Here is a 16433-nt window from a genome sequence, read left to right as displayed (position 1 = left end):
TGCCATGTTAAAACAAAGACCCACTATTCGCGACCATTCAGCAGAGGCAAACTTATTTGCACGGCGTGCGTTTGTGGGTTTTATTTTTATATTAGCTCTAATTGCTATTTTACTCTCGAATTTATATAAAATTCAGGTAGATGATCATCAAAACTACCAAACTCGCTCCAACGACAACCGTATTAAAGTTATTCCAATTGCGCCTAACCGAGGTTTAATTTACGACCGCAATGGCGTATTACTTGCCGAAAACAAACCCGTTTATAATCTTGAGGTTATTCCTGAAGATGTTGCAGACCTGCCGCTATCGCTTGAACAAGTAAGTAAAATAATAACCATAAGCGAGCAAGAAAAAACCGACTTTTTAGACGATATAAAACATACGCGGCGTTTTAAAAGCCAAGTACTAAAAGCACGTTTAGATGAAACAGAAGTTGCTAAATTTTCAGTAAACCAACATAAATTTCCGGGCTTTAGTATTGAAGCTCGCCTCGCCCGCTATTATCCGTTTGGCGATACCCTTACCCATGCACTGGGCTATGTGGCTAAATTAAACAGAAAAGAGCTAAATAAATTAACTCAAGAAGATCAAGCTACAAATTATCGCGCCACTCACGACATTGGCAAACTCGGCATCGAAAAGTATTACGAAGAACTCTTGCATGGCCAAGTGGGCTCGCAGCATGTTGAAGTTAATAATCGCGGTAGAATAATTCGCACTTTAAGCATGCTCCCCCCGCAACCAGGGAGCGACTTAGTACTCACACTCGATATTGGTTTACAGCAAATTGCCCAACATGCGCTTAAAGATATGCGTGGTGCTATTGTCGTTATGGACGCTAAAGATGGCGGTGTACTTGCGCTTTATTCTAACCCTAGTTACGACCCTAATTTATTTGTGCACGGCATAAGCAGCAAAAACTATAAAGCCTTACTAAACCCAGACCGCCCGTTAATTAATCGTGCAACTCAAGGTCGTTATGCACCTGCCTCTACTGTAAAACCACATATGGCTATTTTAGCCCTAGAAGAGAATATAGTCAGCGAAAGTACTTCTATGTGGGATCCTGGTTTTTTTCAAATTCCAAATGTAGAGCATAAATGGCGCGACTGGAAACGTTGGGGTCATGGTCATGTTGATGTATACAAAGCAATTGAAGAGTCGTGCGATACCTATTTTTACGATGCAGCTTATCGCTTAGGTATTACTAAAATAAGTAACTTTATGTCGCGTTTTGGCTTTGGTGAACTCTCTGGTATTGATATTCATGAAGAAACTACGGCAATACTGCCCTCAAAAGAGTGGAAAGAAAATCGCTTTAAAGAGTCATGGTGGCGTGGTGACACTATTTCTGTAGGCATAGGCCAAGGCTATTGGACCGCCACTCCAATTCAGATTGCAAATGCGACAAACATTTTAGTAAACCGTGGTATTAACCATCCGCCACATTTAGTGCAAGTCGTTAAAAAAGATAACGACATTATACAAATCAATAATGAAGAAAAGCCCCCTGTAATATTAAAAAACCCTCATCATTGGCAAATTGCTTTAGATGCAATGCACAACACAGTAAAAAAAGTATCGGGTACTGCGCATAAAGCATTTAAAGGGACTAATTATGACTCTGCTGGTAAAACGGGCACAGCACAAATAGTAAGTATTGCTCAAGGCGAACGCTACGATGCTGATGCGTTAAAAGAGCGACAACGCGACAACACTATTTATATTGGTTTTGCACCGTATAACGATCCCAAAATTGTAGTGTCTGTAATATTAGAAAATAACCATGGTGGTGTGCAAATTGCCCGGCAACTTATGGATTACTACTTTGCAGCCAACCCCGTTAATCTTGCAAGGAATAACATCCCATGACCGCTTTGCACGATAAACGCTCAATTTGGATGCGCCTACATATAGACTTACCCTTATTTATTGCGCTGCTAATAATGATGGTCGGTAGTATCACTATTGTGTACAGCGCCAGTGGCCAAGACAACGCCATGATGATCCGCCATATTACGCGTATGGGCGGTGCAATTGTAGCTATGTTCGTATTAGCGCAGCTATCTCCTGCTACTTTAAAGCGCTTAGTTATACCGCTTTATTGCTTAGGGCTATTAATGCTGGTTGGAGTGTTATTATTTGGAGTGAGTTCTAAAGGTGCTCAGCGCTGGCTAGACTTAGGTATCACTCGCTTTCAACCATCTGAATTAATGAAGCTTGCAGTCCCCATGATGGTTGCTTGGTATATAGGACGTAATCACTTACCCCCTCGCCCACTGCATTTAATTATTGGTTTTGTAATTATGATGCTACCGACGCTACTAATTAAAGAGCAGCCCGACTTAGGCACTTCTATATTAATTGCCAGCTCAGGTGTTTTTGTATTGTTTTTATCGGGTTTGAGCTGGCGTTTAATTGGTTTTTTAAGCTCTATCGTAGCACTCGCTGCATGGCCTTTTTGGCACTATGGTATGCACGATTATCAAAAGCAACGAGTACTTACTTTTTTAGATCCTGAAAGCGACCCGCTTGGCTCTGGCTATCATATTATTCAGTCTAAAATTGCGATTGGCTCTGGTGGCATTGAAGGTAAAGGTTGGTTACAGGGTACGCAATCGCAACTTGAATTTTTACCAGAGCGCCATACAGACTTTATATTTTCGGTGTTAAGTGAGGAATTTGGCTTATTTGGGGTGTGTATTTTACTCAGTTTATATTTATTTATTATTGGCCGCGGTTTATACATTGCCGTTAATGCACAAGATGCCTTTGGCAAGTTATTAGCTGGCTCACTTACACTGACATTTTTTGTTTATGTGTTTGTAAATATAGGCATGGTATCGGGTTTATTACCCGTTGTAGGTGTACCGCTTCCACTAATAAGTTATGGTGGTACGTCTATGGTGACGCTGATGGCCAGTTTTGGCATTATTATGTCTATTGCAACTGATAAAAGGATGCTTTTAAAATAATGCAATTTTATACTCGATTTTTTACTATCAGCTTTGTCCTAATACTTTTAAGTGCTTGTAGTAGCTCAAATAACACCCCAAGCAGTCGCTACAGCATGCGCCATGATGCTGCACCATTACGTGCGCCTACCACATTAGAAATGCAAGACGCTGTAGTGGTTAAAGTTACTAAAAGTGCCAGCGCAAGCCGGCCTTATACCGTATTAGGTAAAAGTTATACGCCTATGCTTGACGAGACTGGTTATGCAGAGGAAGGCATTGCATCGTGGTACGGCCGTAAATTTCATGGTTATCATACTTCAAATGGCGAAATATACGATATGTTTGCCATGACCGCCGCTCATAAAACACTGCCCTTACCTAGCTTTGTAAAAGTAACAAATACCAGTAATAATAAATCTGTCATTGTGCGCGTAAATGACCGTGGCCCATTTCATGAAGATAGAGTGATTGATTTATCCTACGCAGCCGCATACAAACTAGGTTATTACACCCATGGTACAGCCAAGGTTAAGCTTGAAGCAGTTACGCTTGACAATTCGACTGCGCATTTAACCTATATTCAGGTAGCAGCAGGTAGTACACTAGCAAATATTGAAGCACTGGCTAGTCGTTTACGCCTCGATTATAAATTACCCACTAATATCGTGCAAAAAGACGATATTTTCAGGTTGCATTTAGGGCCAATTAAAGACGCCCAGCATGCACAGCAAGTATTAACACAATTAAAACAAAACCAATTTAAAAACGCGTTCTTGCTTTACACTCAGTAAGACTAATACCCAAACCACCCCAAGATGCAGAATTCAGCGTTGCACTGGGACTTAATATCTAGGCGTTACTTTGCTGAAATGGTAATCCCTTTTAAAAAGTAACAACACAGAGAGTAAGCTCCAGTGAAACGCCCTGGAGGTTGGTTTAAAAACGATTTATACTGCGTTATTGATTTGAACAATAGAGTGACTATTATTTGTAATCAATGCCTTGCCTAAATCGTTTTTAATTCCAACGACGCCCGCATCTAGGGGTAGTTTGGGTATGTGAATGGGCTAACGCAAATCTTTAACTTTAACCATTAATGAGTATGATGAAATCTATTAAACATAAAATTCTCAACGGGGTATGCGGCCTAGTTTGTTCTGCCGCCGTATTTTCAGCCACCGCACAAATTATTCCAGCACCTCCTCAAGTTAATGCTAAAGGTTATTTTTTAGTAGACTTTACAACTGGTAAAGTTATTGCCCAAGGTGAAGCTGATACAAAGTTAGCACCTGCTAGTTTAACTAAAATGATGACCAGTTATGTTATAGGCACAGAAGTTAAAGCCGGTAATATTGCACCTACCGACATGGTTACGGTTAGCGAAAAAGCATGGGCTAAAAACTTTCCAGAATCATCTAAAATGTTTATTGAAGTAGGTAAACAAATTAGCGTTGATGACCTAAACCACGGAATAATTATTCAATCAGGTAACGATGCCTGCGTTGCTATGGCAGAGCACATTGCCGGTAGCGAAAGCGCTTTTGCTGATTTAATGAACGCCCACGCTGCAAAATTAGGCATGAGCAACACTCACTTTATTAATAGCCACGGCCTTGATACCGACGCGCACTATACAACACCGCGTGATATGGCAACACTTGGCGGCGCACTTATTCGCGATGTACCCGATGAGTACGCACTTTATAAGAAAAAGTCATTTACTTATAACGGCATTAAACAATACAACCGCAACTCATTATTATGGGATGAAAGCCTAGACGTAGACGGTATTAAAACCGGCCATACATCAGATGCAGGCTACAGCTTAGTAACCTCTGCAACTAAAAACGATATGCGTTTAATTGCCGTTGTTATGGGTACTTCAAGCGAGCGCGCACGTAAAGAAGAAAGCAAAAAGTTACTTAACTATGGCTTTCGCTTTTATGAAACAATTACACCGTACAAAGCAGGCGATAGCTTTGCAGAGCAACGTATTTGGATGGGTAATAAAGAAAATGTTTCTTTAGGTATTTTAGAAGATACCCCTATTACTATTCCACGTGGTCAGCATAAAAATTTAAAAGCGAACTTTAAATTAGATAACACGCTTGAAGCGCCATTAGCTAAAGGCACTAAAGTAGGTACTTTATTTTTACAACTAGAAGGCGAAGATATTGCACAATATCCGCTAGTTACACTTGAAGAAGTGGAAGAAGGTAGCTTCTTTAGTAAAATTTATGACTACTTACGTTTACAGATTATGCAATAGCCGCATAAAACAATATTAACGCCTCTGCTATGAGGCGTTTTTTTTTGCTTGAAAAATGCTAGAATGCGCCCCATATAAGTCAATTATGTTGAGTTGTAACTTTTTTGGCACAGCCAAACAAGCTTAACTCAGATTGCCATTAGCCCAATAGTATTAAGCTTAGGGTTTGCCACTTAGCAAAATTAAGCCAACACTTTTTTGTATGAGGAGTCACTGTCGTGGTTCAACCAGTTAAAGATACTAAATTTGATGAGTATTTAGAGTTCCCTTGCCCGTTTACATTTAAAATAATGGGTTTAGCCAATGTAAACTTAACGGATCAAATTTTAGCTAAGTTACAAGTTATTGCACCTGGCGACTATGCCCCAAAAGTAAAACCAAGTAGCAAAGGTAATTACGAATCAGTTTCGCTTGTTGCAACCGTTACTAGTGGCGCTCATATTGAAGAAATTTATAACGTGATCAGTAATCTAGATGACGTACGCCACATGCTTTAAGCCATAATTGAGATTTGTTGTGAAAGAAAACACCTTAATCGTGCGCCAACTTGGCCGACAGCGTTACTTGCCAATTTGGCAGAAAATGCAAGACTTCACCGATACCCGCGACGACGATAGCGCGGATGAAATTTGGTTAGTAGAGCACGAAAGTGTATTTACTCAAGGCCAAGCAGGTAAAGACGAGCACTTACTCGCACCCGGCGATATAGAAGTGATTAAAGTTGATCGCGGTGGGCAAGTAACCTACCACGGCCCCGGCCAGCAAATGATGTATGTACTATTTAACTTACGTCGTTTAAAAATTGGTGTACGCGAATTAGTTACTTGGCTAGAGGAGTGTATTATTGAATCCCTCGCCGAGTACGACATTCAAGCATACGCCAAAGCCGATGCGCCCGGTGTTTACGTTAACGACAGTAAAATAGCCTCTTTGGGTTTACGCGTTCGTCGTGGTTGCTCGTTTCATGGCTTAGCATTAAATGTTAACATGGACCTAAGTCCATTTTTACGCATTAACCCATGTGGTTATGCAGGCATGAATATGGTGCAAACTAAAGAATTAAAGGGTCCTCAAAACCTAGAAACAGCAGGTGCAGGACTGGTAAAACACATGATTAAAAAGCTTAATGCAACACAGGTTAAGCATACTGAAGGGTTTGAAAACGAATGAATAAACCAGTCAAGATGGAACCAGGTGTAAAACTACGCGACGCAGCAAAAATGGCGTTGATCCCCGTAAAAGTTTTACCAACAGAAAAAAACGAAATGTTACGCAAGCCAGAGTGGCTAAAAATTCGCTTACCTAAATCAACAGAGCGTATTGAGGGCATTAAACAGGCGATGCGTAAGCATGGGCTGCACTCGGTATGCGAAGAGGCTTCGTGCCCTAACCTATCTGAATGCTTTAACCACGGTACAGCTACCTTTATGATTTTAGGTGCAATTTGTACTCGTCGTTGCCCATTTTGTGATGTTGCCCATGGTCGTCCATTAACACCTGATGCAACTGAGCCTGAAAAACTAGCGCTTACAATTAAAGACATGAAGCTAAGCTATGTGGTTATTACCTCGGTAGATCGTGATGATTTACGTGATGGCGGCGCGCAGCATTTTGCCGATTGTATTCGCGAAATTCGCAAGCACAGCCCAAATATTACTATTGAGATTTTAGTACCCGATTTTCGTGGCCGTATGGACCGCGCACTCGAAATACTAATCGAAACCCCACCAGATGTGTTTAACCATAACCTAGAAACTGCGCCGCGTTTATATAAGCTTGCGCGTCCAGGGGCTGATTACAAATGGTCACTTGAGCTACTGCGTCGCTTTAAAGAAGCGCACCCAGAGATTAAAACTAAGTCTGGTTTAATGGTTGGTTTAGGTGAAGAAATTAGCGAAATAGAAGAAGTACTTCGCGACTTACGTGCCCATAACGTTGATATGCTTACAGTAGGCCAATACTTACAGCCTTCTAAGCACCACTTACCAGTAAAACGTTACGTGCCACCTGCTGAGTTTGATGCACTAAAAGCCTACGCTGATGAAATTGGCTTTACTCATGCAGCCTCTGGCCCATTTGTGCGCTCTAGCTACCATGCTGACCAACAAGCGGCTGGTAAAGAAGTAAAATAAGTCGTTTTTATAAATTAAGCAAGCCGTTAGTGATCAATAGTCATTAACGGCTTTTTTGTTGCAGTTTATTACCCATAAGTAATAAGGATAATTGAATTATTTTAATTTTTAATTGCTTTTCTTCTAAGCTGAAATGAAATATTATCGTTTAACTCGAGCCAACTAAAGTCCTTATTCCAAGCCTGCTTAAAGCTTTCTCCGCCTTGCGAATTATCCAGGATTTCTTTTAAGTCAAATATTTTGGAGAAATTATCTTCGTTTACGTCGTAACTTGACCACCCCCTAACTCCCAAGTCAATATGCCCTAGAAAGCTCGATTTAAACTCGTTAGCTGCGGCCACAAAATCCCCGTTGCCATTTAATTTTTCAGATATAAGACTTTTCTCTTTATCACTAATTGAACCTGTAACTTCTAGCTCACCTAATTGACTGATTGATATACCCCAATCTTTATTCGCTAATGATGGTTGTCCAGCCGCTATTTCAGTCATAATATTGTCATACTGAGTAAACATTTTTTCAACCGAGTTAGAAACTTCACCACCCGGCATATAAAGATTAACAGTAGCTATTCGAATATTATTTAACGCTTTTTCTTCTGCTTCCCTTGTTGATACAACATTATTTGTTATTATTTTCATTGACTTATTATAAGTCGGCTCTGGCTCTTTAGGCTGATCTTTATGATATATATCCTTAGCTAGTCGCTCCATTTCACTATTTAATTGCTCTTTACCATTTGCAGGTTTATTAACTTTTACTTCTGAACCGTTCGATATAAACTGCGATGCTAAATTAGTATCATTTGAATTAACTTTCATATCATTTTCCTTGTTCGTTATTACTAGCTATCGGCAGGTTACTATCTTGCTTTAGTTGCTTGTATGGCCAGTGTTGGTAACTTAGGTAAAATAAACTGCCGAATATTTTCCTCCTCTCTAATCATTACTACATATTAATGGCCATACAACTGCGATAATTTAATACCTGGTAATGGTGCCTTAGTACTGACTAAAGTTAGATTTAATGTTGGTAGAACATGGTTAAATATATAATGCGCACGCTGCATATGAAACTCCGAGCTGAACAAAATTGCATGGCTGATATTAGCACTCGCTAAAATAGGTTTAGCCAGTAGAGCATTCTCAAAGGTAAAGCGGCTTAATGGAATATCTAAAAATACAACTGTAGGTATTCCAAGCTCAATAAAATAATTATTTAGTGTATCGTTCATGCGCGCAATCAGTGGTATTAAAATGCACGCCAAAACCTCCTGTGCATAATATTTTAGCCTTGGGATTATGCAAATATGCTTGATATGACTGAGCGCATCGGATTTTCGCTATTACTGATAAACGGCTGTCACTACTGTTGGCCGCACCTAAAACTATAATTACCGCATTCATTTAGTCGTCCTTCACCACAAAACGAAGCTATTAAGTTTAAACTATTTTTACTGATCGCAATTTATCGTTAGGTCAATCGGCTTTTACTTGAGACAATCGCGGTAGTTATTTTTAAAACATGGTTCATTATGAAACTATTAGTTCGCAACTTATCTCGTGCTACTTCTGAGCATGACCTTCGTACTTTATTTGCAGAGCACGGTAAAGTGACTACCTGTAACTTAGTACTTGATAAAGAAACTGGCCAATCTAAAGGTTTTGCCTTTGTTGAAATGCCAAACGACATAGAAGTTAAAGGTGCAATTAAAGCCCTTAACCAAGCAACTGTTGATAAAAGCAAAATCCGCGTTAAATTGGCAGATGCTTAATTAGTTAGCCGCGGCTATTATTGCCCTTAATATTATAAACACAGATGTGTTTTATTATTAGGGCAGTATTAATTTAGCCTACATTTATAACACTGCCACAACTAATTTTTGCTCCTTGCTCCCCCTCCTAAGTTCTAAGTTCTAAGTTCTAAGTTCAAAGTTCAAAGTTCAAAGTTCAAAGTTCAATATTGTGCAACAGCTAAAACTTAAGTCTATAAAATTATATCCTGTATAGACACTTTAAAGTTCGCTGTATATAGTCGAGCTATGTATTACCTACCCTCAGTTATTATGACAATTATAAAAACAACCAGCCTTTTTTTATTTCTAACGCTCATAGGTTGCTCAGAGCAAGCTGCAGACACAACTAAACTTGAGAATTCCCAAGAACTTAGTATTAATAATATTAAGCAGCACATTAAAACACTCGCCTCAGACGAATTTGAAGGTCGTGGCCCCCTTACAGCCGGTGAAGTAAAAACGATTGGTTATTTAACTAAGCAATACCAAGCGTTTGGTTTAAGCGGTGCTTATAACGATAAGTACTTACAACCGGTGAAAATGGCAAAAGTAACTGCTGATCAAAATATGCAATTAACTATTGGTGAGCTCACTTTTAGTGCAGGTAAAGACTTTACTGCCCGTACCGAGCAGCTACAAAGCGTTATTGAAGTGCGTAATTCTGACGTGGTATATGTAGGCTATGGTATTAATGCACCAGAATATAACTGGAACGATTATAAAAATCTTGATGTAACAGGCAAAACCGTGGTGGTGTTAGTTAACGATCCTGGCTTTGCAACTCAAGACGACAGCCTGTTTACCGGTAATGCTATGACCTACTACGGTCGTTGGACTTACAAGTACGAAGAAGCGGCTCGTCAAGGTGCTGCTGCCGTTCTTATAGTGCACGAAACTGCACCAGCAGCTTACCCGTGGAGCGTGGTAGAGAGCTCAAATACGGGTACTAAATATACGCTAATTGATGACACCAACAACACCTCAAAACTTCCCGTTATGGGATGGTTACACCTTGAGGCTACCGAGCGCTTATTTAATGCTGCAAACCTTAACTATCAGCAATTAAAACAACAGGCTTTAAATGCTGACTTTAAAGCGCTGCCGCTTAATGTAAAAGCCAACCTGGCTTTTAAAAATGAAGTATCGCATGCAAAATCGCATAACGTAGTAGCACAACTTACCGGTAGCGAACTGCCAGACGAATACGTTGTAATTAGTGCGCATTGGGATCACTTTGGCACTAAACAAACAGATAGCGGGCCTAAAATTTATAATGGTGCGGTAGATAACGCATCAGGTACAGCCGCCACGCTCGAAATTGCCAGAGTAATGAGTAAAATGCATCAACAAACGCCATTTAAACGCTCGATCATTTTTGCCAATTTTACCGCAGAAGAAACTGGCCTAATTGGCTCAGAAGAATTTGCATCTGGTGCGGTGATCCCAACTAAACAAATGGTTGGCTTATTAAATATTGATGGCATGAACGTACTTGACGCTACTGACTATGTTTTACAGTATGGTAAAGGGCTTTCTGAAATGGAAGATTACTTAGCCAAGGCCGCTAAGGCACAAGGTCGAACGGTAAAAATGGATCCTCGCCCGCAAAATGGTTTATTTTTTCGCTCTGATCACTTTTCGCTTTCTAAGCAAGGTGTGCCCAGTTTATTATTTATGAGCCTTGGTGATACCGACCCTGATTACATTACTCATAAGTACCACAAAGAAGCCGATGATTACTCTACCGACTGGTCGCTTGGTGGTGTAGAGCAAGATAGCCAACTGATCATTAATATAGCCACACAGCTGGCTAACAGCAACGATTGGCCAAAGTGGAAAGCAGAGTCTGACTTTAAAACAAAACGTGAGCAAGATAAGCGCTAGCAATTGCGTTTTAAACACACATAAAAAAGCAGCCAATTGGCTGCTTTTTAGTACGTATTATCATTATTTAGTTAGAAATGGGTAGCATTATTGAACTGCTGCAAACTCTTCTTTAGAAAGTTCACCATTACCATCTGCATCTAATTCATCAAATATTTGTGCAAGCTGCGGGTTTGCCTGCGCTTCTGTTTGGCTAATAACGCCGTCGCCATCTGTATCAAATGAGTCGAAGTCTACTGCTGCAAATGCCGCTGAAGATGATGCTAGTGCGATTAGTGCTAATGTCTTATGTAATGTTTTCATTGTGTTATCCTTAAGCTTAAAGCCTGTTTAATAAAAAATAATAAAGTGAAAATCCTTTTCAAAAATCCATATTCTGTAAATTAATGTGCTGAAAATTAATACTCAGCAAATTCTTCTTTAGAAAGCTCACCGTTGCCATCAACGTCAAGCTCTGCAAATTGCTCCATTAACTCAGCAGCAACCGACGCTTCGGCTTGGCTAATTGTGCCACTGCTATCTACATCAAGTGTTTCAAAGTCGGTGCCTGCAAATACTGCAGATGAAGACGCTAATGCCATTAAAACCAGTGTTGATTGTAACTTTTTCATAATTTAATCCTTCAAGTCTATGTAATATAAATGTATTAACTTTCCCGTGAACACTTGAATTTCCTTATTATTCTTTATCAAAGGCTCCCTTGCCTATTTAGGTTGTCTTTGGCAACTCAGAATATTAATTGTGTTGTAGGGCTTGAGGCTTATGCCTTAGAAAATTCTTCTTTAGATAACTCACCATTTTGGTCAGTATCAAGCTCAGTAAATTTACTCATAAGCTCTGCATCTACCGACGCTTCTGCTTGGCTAATTGCACCATTACCATCTACATCGAGTGTGTCAAAATCTGTTGCTGCAAAAGCCGCTGATGAAGAAGCTAAAGCCATTAGTACCAGTGTTGATTTAAATGTTTTCATAATGTAATTCCTTCATTGGGTTATGATTTAAGCTGTTTAACTTTAATCTTGTTTTGCTCAATACAGCTTAGGTATTACAACTTCGGTGCCATGTTTTTAAATCACAATAAAAACAGTTACTTATACTTATTTAAGCCGTTTGAGGGTGTTTTATAATGATTTTTTGTTGCTTTTTAGCAACAGCTGTTTGATGTTAAATAATTAAAGCTTAAAAATCATAAGGTTAACTTTAATAAAAAAGACACAACACAGCGCAAATAAGCCACTACTGGCTGCTTTAAGTTGATTTTGTAATAAACCCACCATGAACAATTTACTTTTTATAAATTATTAAATAAAAAACAAACAATAAGGCATTGAAATTTAATAGCTTTTTATAATTGATTTTATTAATTCAGCATTTATGAAGTGTTTTAAAGTAAATGATACTTTTTGTCGCCATTTGGCGAATGCAGTGCACATTAGGATGTGATTAACAGTGAATTGAAACAAAAAACCGCTACATAATCTTAATGCAGCGGCTTTATTATTTTTACGAGAAGTGGAATTAGTTGTTATTTCCAGCCTTGTAACCAATTTTGTGCGTTTTTTAAATCTCGCCAACTAATTGGGTATTGGCTTTTTGAAATTATTGCCTCAGTAACGCACGCAATCACGTTGCTATCCTCATCGTACTCAACCTCTATAATAATAAAGTGTTTTTCTTTATTGATTGCAGGTACTGCAGTCCACTTACTATTAAGTAGCTTTTTAGGGTTTAGTTTATTCATAAAATTGCAAAGTCCAACCAAGCTGTAAATATGATAAGCCAATACGCGCTAACAATACGTTTAGCTCAACTATTACTGCACTATTAGCTTACCTTTATACATTTGCATTTGGCAGTGAAAGTCGTACTCACCTACTTTAAGCTCGGGTATTTTTAAGGTATTAGCATCGCCCATTACGAGGGTTTTACTTATATCAAGCTGTGGAAATATGACTGTTTCGCTACATGGTGCACTATCTTGGCGATCGAAGTTAAGTGTTAACTCTTTACCTGCAACAACTTTAATTTGCGCCGGCTGGTATATACCGTTATCAACCACTATAACTACCTTATTGTCGTTACTTTGCACTTGCTTTGGCTTAAAAAGCCAAAACCAGTACACAATCGCAATTATGAGTAATGCGCCTAATATATTAATCATCAACATAATTATTACTCCTAAATTAAAGGCTTTGGCTTATGATTTTGCTGGTTTAAAAAAGCGTAATCTATTGGCGTTACTAACAACCGTTAGCGATGATAGTGCCATAGCAGCCCCTGCTACTACTGGGTTAAGCAATAATCCAAAAAATGGATATAACAACCCAGCAGCAATTGGAATACCCGCCACATTATAAATAAAGGCACCAAATAGATTTTGCTTAATATTTAAAATGGTCGCGCTACTTACTGCAATTGCATCTGCAAGGCCGTGTAACGATCCGCGCATTAGGGTTATGTCGCCACTTTCTATGGCTATATCAGTGCCTGTGCCAATCGCAAAGCCAACATCGGCTTGTGCTAGTGCCGGTGCATCGTTAATGCCATCGCCCGTCATACCCACTATTTCGCCCTTTGCTTGGCGTTTTATAACTTCATTTACTTTGTCGTCAGGGAGTACTTCTGCAATAAAGTCCTTTATTCCTACTTTTTTAGCAACTGCTTGCGCTGTTGCTTGGTTATCACCTGTGAGCATGACTAAGTGAATGCCTTTATTTTGCAACCGCTTAATTGCTGCAGCTGAGTCTGCTTTAATAGGATCTGCTACAGCAATAATAGCCTGTAGCTGTTGATTAACTGCAAAATACATTGGGGTTTTTGCTTCACTTGCCAATGTTTGTGCCTGCTCGTACGCATCGTCAATTGCAACATGGTATTTATCCATTAAGGCCTTATTACCAAACAACAGCGTTTGTCCATCAAGTGTCCCTATTACTCCTTTACCGGTAAGTGCATCAAAGTCAGTTACTTTACTCAGCGTTAAGTTTAGCGCTTTAGCATAACTTATTATGGCCTCGGCTAATGGATGCTCTGAACTACTCTCTAGGCTAGCAACGTGCTGCATTACTGTGTTTTCATCGCTGTTATTAAAGGTAATAACATCGGTTACCGTTGGCGATCCTTGGGTAATGGTGCCAGTTTTATCTAAAATCATGGTGGTAATTTTAGAAGTTACTTGTAGTGCCTCACCGTTGCGGATCAGTATTCCCGACTCAGCAGCTTTACCTATGCCCACCATTACCGACATTGGCGTTGCTAAACCAAGCGCACACGGACAAGCAATAATAAGCACTGTAGTGACAGCAACTACCGCATAAGCAATTGCTGGCTCAGGGCCAAAGTTTAACCAGGCAAGCCCAGCAAGTATTGCTATTATCATTACCGTGGGAACAAAAATACCCGAAATAACATCTGCTAAACGACCAATTGACGGCTTTGAGTTTTGTGCCCGCTTTACCATATTAATAATATTGGCGAGTGTTGTTTCGCTGCCTATATGGGTCGCTTTGAATAATAATGTTCCGGTTTTATTAATACTACCAGCGACTACCGTATCGCCTATTTGTTTAGTAACCGGCATAGGCTCACCCGTTAGCATTGATTCGTCAACACTACTACTGCCTTCAAGCACTTCGCCATCTACTGATATTTTTTCGCCCGGGCGCACTCGTACCTGATCACTTTTTACTACGTCGCTAATATCAATATCGCGCTCTTGCCCGTCGCGAATAACACGTGCTGTTTTTGGTTGCAGCCCTATTAAACGCTTTATAGCCTCAGAGGTGCGCCCGCGTGCTTTTACTTCTAATGCTAGGCCTAAGCTTATTAAACCAATGATCATTGCTGAGGCTTCAAAGTACACATGCCTTGCCACCTCTGGTAGTAGGTTAGGGGTAATAACGACTACCATAGAATATAACCAAGCAGTACCGGTTCCCAGCGCTATAAGCGTATCCATATTGGCGGCATGGTTTTTAAATGCTTGCCATGCGCCATTGTAAAATTGCTTACCGGCTACGGCCATCACTGCCAACGTGGCTAAACCCACAATAAACCAAGCTATACGTTGAGTCGTGGTTATTACGTTCATATCGAAAATAAGCCCATAAAGCATTAATGGTGCACCTACGCCTAACGCTAATATCATATTGCGCATTAATTTTTTATAATGCGCGTCATCGGCTTTGGCTTTTTCATCGAGCGCATCTTGCTCTGAGTCATTACTCATGGGCTTTGCTTTATAGCCAATGTTTTCTACCGCTGCAATAAGCGCCGCTTCATCCGCTTGCCCTTCCACTTGTACGGTGCGTTGTGCAAAGTTCATTTCTACTCGCTGTGCACCCGATACTGTTTTTAGCGCTTTTTCTATTTTTGCTACGCAGCTGCCACAATTAGCCCCTTCAATAATAAAGTTTTGTGAGCTGCTGTTAATATTATTACTCATTACGCCTCCGGGTTATTTTCTTCAGTGCTAATGGGGTCAACAAATGACTCTATTAAACTACATATATCAGCGCTAGTTGCGCCATCGGGAGAACTTTGCCACTGCTTAACTGCCGCTTGCATTCGTGTGCGCAGCTTAAGCGTTTCTTGAAAAAGAGCTTCGGTTTCGGCTAAGCGTTTAACTATTAGTTTTCGTGTTAATGGGCATGGGCAGTTTCCTTGCTCCGACTCAGTAATAATGTGCTGAATATCTTTAACAGAAAAGCCCAACTGACGAGCATTGATTATAAACTTTAAACGCTGTTGATCAGTTTTTGTATATTCTTGATAACCGTTACTTACACTACGGACTGGTTTGAGCAACTGCATTCGCGTGTAATGGCGAATAGTGTCGGGTGTAACGCTCATTTTATTGGCAAGTTGTTTAACGTACATAGCTCCTCCGTGATAATTCATAGTTTAAAGCTAAATTCATACCTGTAGTGTAAACCTATGTGTCACACATAGGTCAACTTAAATACTTTAAAAACAACAAAGCCGAATAAATTAACTTTATCCGGCTTTATTGTAGTTAAATATATCTAGGGTAGTTACACGCTAAATGCATTTATAAATAATATTAATCTTCAATATTATCAAGCCCTTTGGTGCCATCTTTTGGTTTGAGCTTATGATGAATGGCTGCTTTAATTAACATATACCCACTAATCGGTGCGGTAATTAATAAAAATATAGTAATAAGTACTTCTTTAACACTCACGCCATGTTCGGTATTTGCAAAGTACACCATAGCGGCAGTTAAAATGTTCGCCATACCTAGGGTAGTTGCTTTAGTTGGGCCATGTAAGCGCATAAAAAAATCAGGCAGTTTAACTAAGCCTATTGAGCCAATTAAAATAAACACGCCACCTAGTAATAATAATATTGATACTATCCATTCACTGATCATT

19 protein-coding genes are annotated in these 16433 nt (G+C 39.7%); 9 read left to right on the top strand and 10 right to left on the bottom strand.

The features are described 5' to 3' along the window. Window positions 1-4 precede the first annotated feature (4 nt). The 7 genes from mrdA to lipA all read left to right on the top strand — a co-directional run bounded on the left by mrdA (window position 5) and on the right by lipA (window position 7359). Window positions 5-1873: a penicillin-binding protein 2 gene (gene mrdA / locus AAEZ18_RS03590; RefSeq protein WP_011327714.1), complete on the top strand. Its 1869-nt coding sequence runs from the start codon at window positions 5-7 to the stop codon at window positions 1871-1873. Then, window positions 1870-2976: a rod shape-determining protein RodA gene (gene rodA / locus AAEZ18_RS03585; protein ID WP_011327713.1), complete on the top strand. Its 1107-nt coding sequence runs from the start codon at window positions 1870-1872 to the stop codon at window positions 2974-2976. The genes mrdA and rodA overlap by 4 nt, the downstream gene beginning before the upstream one ends. Further along, window positions 2976-3749 carry a septal ring lytic transglycosylase RlpA family protein gene (locus AAEZ18_RS03580; RefSeq protein WP_041454376.1) on the top strand — a complete coding sequence of 258 codons (774 nt, stop codon included), beginning with the start codon at window positions 2976-2978 and terminating at the stop codon, window positions 3747-3749. Before rodA ends, AAEZ18_RS03580 begins: the two co-directional genes overlap by 1 nt. A 314-nt stretch (window positions 3750-4063) precedes the next feature. Further along, a complete protein-coding gene (locus AAEZ18_RS03575) occupies window positions 4064-5227 on the top strand; it encodes a serine hydrolase (protein ID WP_011327711.1) in 1164 nt (387 codons plus the stop codon). 218 nt (window positions 5228-5445) lie between these two features. Next, window positions 5446-5724: a DUF493 family protein YbeD gene (ybeD, locus tag AAEZ18_RS03570; RefSeq protein ID WP_011327710.1), complete on the top strand. Its 279-nt coding sequence runs from the start codon at window positions 5446-5448 to the stop codon at window positions 5722-5724. A gap of 19 nt (window positions 5725-5743) precedes the next feature. Next, window positions 5744-6397, top strand: a complete 654-nt coding sequence (gene lipB / locus AAEZ18_RS03565; RefSeq protein WP_011327709.1) for a lipoyl(octanoyl) transferase LipB — start codon at window positions 5744-5746, stop codon at window positions 6395-6397. Then, window positions 6394-7359 (top strand): lipoyl synthase, encoded by a 966-nt coding sequence (gene lipA, locus AAEZ18_RS03560; RefSeq protein WP_011327708.1) that lies wholly within the window; start codon window positions 6394-6396, stop codon window positions 7357-7359. Before lipB ends, lipA begins: the two co-directional genes overlap by 4 nt. A 101-nt stretch (window positions 7360-7460) precedes the next feature. Here the strand turns inward: lipA and AAEZ18_RS03555 are convergent, their stop codons facing one another. After that, window positions 7461-8180 carry a hypothetical protein gene (locus AAEZ18_RS03555; RefSeq protein ID WP_086998357.1) on the bottom strand — a complete coding sequence of 240 codons (720 nt, stop codon included), beginning with the start codon at window positions 8178-8180 and terminating at the stop codon, window positions 7461-7463. A gap of 134 nt (window positions 8181-8314) precedes the next feature. Further along, window positions 8315-8626 carry a YdcF family protein gene (locus AAEZ18_RS03550; RefSeq protein WP_157696001.1) on the bottom strand — a complete coding sequence of 104 codons (312 nt, stop codon included), beginning with the start codon at window positions 8624-8626 and terminating at the stop codon, window positions 8315-8317. A gap of 267 nt (window positions 8627-8893) precedes the next feature. Between AAEZ18_RS03550 and AAEZ18_RS03545 the strand changes: the two genes are divergently transcribed. Together AAEZ18_RS03545 and AAEZ18_RS03540 are read left to right on the top strand one after the other, a co-directional pair. Further along, entirely contained in the window at window positions 8894-9133 is a 240-nt protein-coding gene (locus AAEZ18_RS03545) for an RNA recognition motif domain-containing protein (protein ID WP_011327707.1), read from the top strand. Window positions 9134-9424: 291 nt separating this feature from the next. Continuing rightward, window positions 9425-11038: a M28 family metallopeptidase gene (locus tag AAEZ18_RS03540; protein ID WP_350593800.1), complete on the top strand. Its 1614-nt coding sequence runs from the start codon at window positions 9425-9427 to the stop codon at window positions 11036-11038. Between the two features lie 87 nt (window positions 11039-11125). Here AAEZ18_RS03540 and AAEZ18_RS03535 read toward each other — a convergent pair whose 3' ends face one another. The 8 genes from AAEZ18_RS03535 to AAEZ18_RS03500 all read right to left on the bottom strand — a co-directional run bounded on the left by AAEZ18_RS03535 (window position 11126) and on the right by AAEZ18_RS03500 (window position 16432). Continuing rightward, the gene (locus AAEZ18_RS03535) at window positions 11126-11341 is read right to left on the bottom strand and encodes an EF-hand domain-containing protein (RefSeq protein WP_011327705.1); all 216 of its coding nucleotides are present in this window, start codon (window positions 11339-11341) and stop codon (window positions 11126-11128) included. A gap of 95 nt (window positions 11342-11436) precedes the next feature. After that, window positions 11437-11649 carry an EF-hand domain-containing protein gene (locus AAEZ18_RS03530; RefSeq protein ID WP_011327704.1) on the bottom strand — a complete coding sequence of 71 codons (213 nt, stop codon included), beginning with the start codon at window positions 11647-11649 and terminating at the stop codon, window positions 11437-11439. A 149-nt stretch (window positions 11650-11798) separates the two neighbouring features. Beyond that, entirely contained in the window at window positions 11799-12011 is a 213-nt protein-coding gene (locus AAEZ18_RS03525; protein WP_011327703.1) for an EF-hand domain-containing protein, read from the bottom strand. Window positions 12012-12565: 554 nt separating this feature from the next. After that, window positions 12566-12781, bottom strand: a complete 216-nt coding sequence (locus AAEZ18_RS03520) for a TIGR02450 family Trp-rich protein (protein ID WP_011327702.1) — start codon at window positions 12779-12781, stop codon at window positions 12566-12568. A 72-nt stretch (window positions 12782-12853) separates the two neighbouring features. After that, window positions 12854-13207 (bottom strand): cupredoxin domain-containing protein, encoded by a 354-nt coding sequence (locus tag AAEZ18_RS03515; RefSeq protein WP_011327701.1) that lies wholly within the window; start codon window positions 13205-13207, stop codon window positions 12854-12856. 30 nt (window positions 13208-13237) lie between these two features. Then, window positions 13238-15484, bottom strand: coding sequence for a heavy metal translocating P-type ATPase (locus AAEZ18_RS03510; RefSeq protein WP_086998339.1), 2247 nt, complete (start codon window positions 15482-15484; stop codon window positions 13238-13240). After that, complete coding sequence (locus AAEZ18_RS03505) at window positions 15484-15918, bottom strand: MerR family transcriptional regulator (protein ID WP_179808057.1); 435 nt, start codon at window positions 15916-15918, stop codon at window positions 15484-15486. Before AAEZ18_RS03505 ends, AAEZ18_RS03510 begins: the two co-directional genes overlap by 1 nt. 184 nt (window positions 15919-16102) lie before the next feature. Further along, the gene (locus AAEZ18_RS03500; RefSeq protein ID WP_011327698.1) at window positions 16103-16432 is read right to left on the bottom strand and encodes a Na+/H+ antiporter subunit G; all 330 of its coding nucleotides are present in this window, start codon (window positions 16430-16432) and stop codon (window positions 16103-16105) included. Window position 16433: the final 1 nt, after the last annotated feature.

It is taken from the genome of Pseudoalteromonas sp. 19-MNA-CIBAN-0066, from assembly GCF_040308705.1.
Taxonomy (GTDB): domain Bacteria; phylum Pseudomonadota; class Gammaproteobacteria; order Enterobacterales; family Alteromonadaceae; genus Pseudoalteromonas; species Pseudoalteromonas nigrifaciens.
The sequence above is the reverse complement of the archived record's forward strand: the minus strand, read 5'-3'. Positions and strand labels throughout refer to the sequence as shown.

Excerpts from the sequence above, each read along its gene's own strand:
- AAEZ18_RS03545 (WP_011327707.1), top strand. The coding sequence starts at position 8,894 with ATGAAACTATTAGTTCGCAACTTATCTCGTGCTACTTCTGAGCATGAC.
- AAEZ18_RS03515 (WP_011327701.1), bottom strand. The coding sequence starts at position 13,207 with ATGTTGATGATTAATATATTAGGCGCATTACTCATAATTGCGATTGTG.
- AAEZ18_RS03575 (WP_011327711.1), top strand. The coding sequence starts at position 4,064 with ATGAAATCTATTAAACATAAAATTCTCAACGGGGTATGCGGCCTAGTT.
- AAEZ18_RS03505 (WP_179808057.1), bottom strand. The coding sequence starts at position 15,918 with ATGTACGTTAAACAACTTGCCAATAAAATGAGCGTTACACCCGACACT.
- AAEZ18_RS03555 (WP_086998357.1), bottom strand. The coding sequence starts at position 8,180 with ATGAAAGTTAATTCAAATGATACTAATTTAGCATCGCAGTTTATATCG.
- AAEZ18_RS03530 (WP_011327704.1), bottom strand. The coding sequence starts at position 11,649 with ATGAAAAAGTTACAATCAACACTGGTTTTAATGGCATTAGCGTCTTCA.
- AAEZ18_RS03500 (WP_011327698.1), bottom strand. The coding sequence starts at position 16,432 with ATGATCAGTGAATGGATAGTATCAATATTATTATTACTAGGTGGCGTG.
- AAEZ18_RS03580 (WP_041454376.1), top strand. The coding sequence starts at position 2,976 with ATGCAATTTTATACTCGATTTTTTACTATCAGCTTTGTCCTAATACTT.
- lipA (WP_011327708.1), top strand. The coding sequence starts at position 6,394 with ATGAATAAACCAGTCAAGATGGAACCAGGTGTAAAACTACGCGACGCA.
- AAEZ18_RS03510 (WP_086998339.1), bottom strand. The coding sequence starts at position 15,484 with ATGAGTAATAATATTAACAGCAGCTCACAAAACTTTATTATTGAAGGG.
- AAEZ18_RS03535 (WP_011327705.1), bottom strand. The coding sequence starts at position 11,341 with ATGAAAACATTACATAAGACATTAGCACTAATCGCACTAGCATCATCT.
- mrdA (WP_011327714.1), top strand. The coding sequence starts at position 5 with ATGTTAAAACAAAGACCCACTATTCGCGACCATTCAGCAGAGGCAAAC.
- AAEZ18_RS03540 (WP_350593800.1), top strand. The coding sequence starts at position 9,425 with ATGACAATTATAAAAACAACCAGCCTTTTTTTATTTCTAACGCTCATA.
- rodA (WP_011327713.1), top strand. The coding sequence starts at position 1,870 with ATGACCGCTTTGCACGATAAACGCTCAATTTGGATGCGCCTACATATA.
- AAEZ18_RS03520 (WP_011327702.1), bottom strand. The coding sequence starts at position 12,781 with ATGAATAAACTAAACCCTAAAAAGCTACTTAATAGTAAGTGGACTGCA.
- AAEZ18_RS03525 (WP_011327703.1), bottom strand. The coding sequence starts at position 12,011 with ATGAAAACATTTAAATCAACACTGGTACTAATGGCTTTAGCTTCTTCA.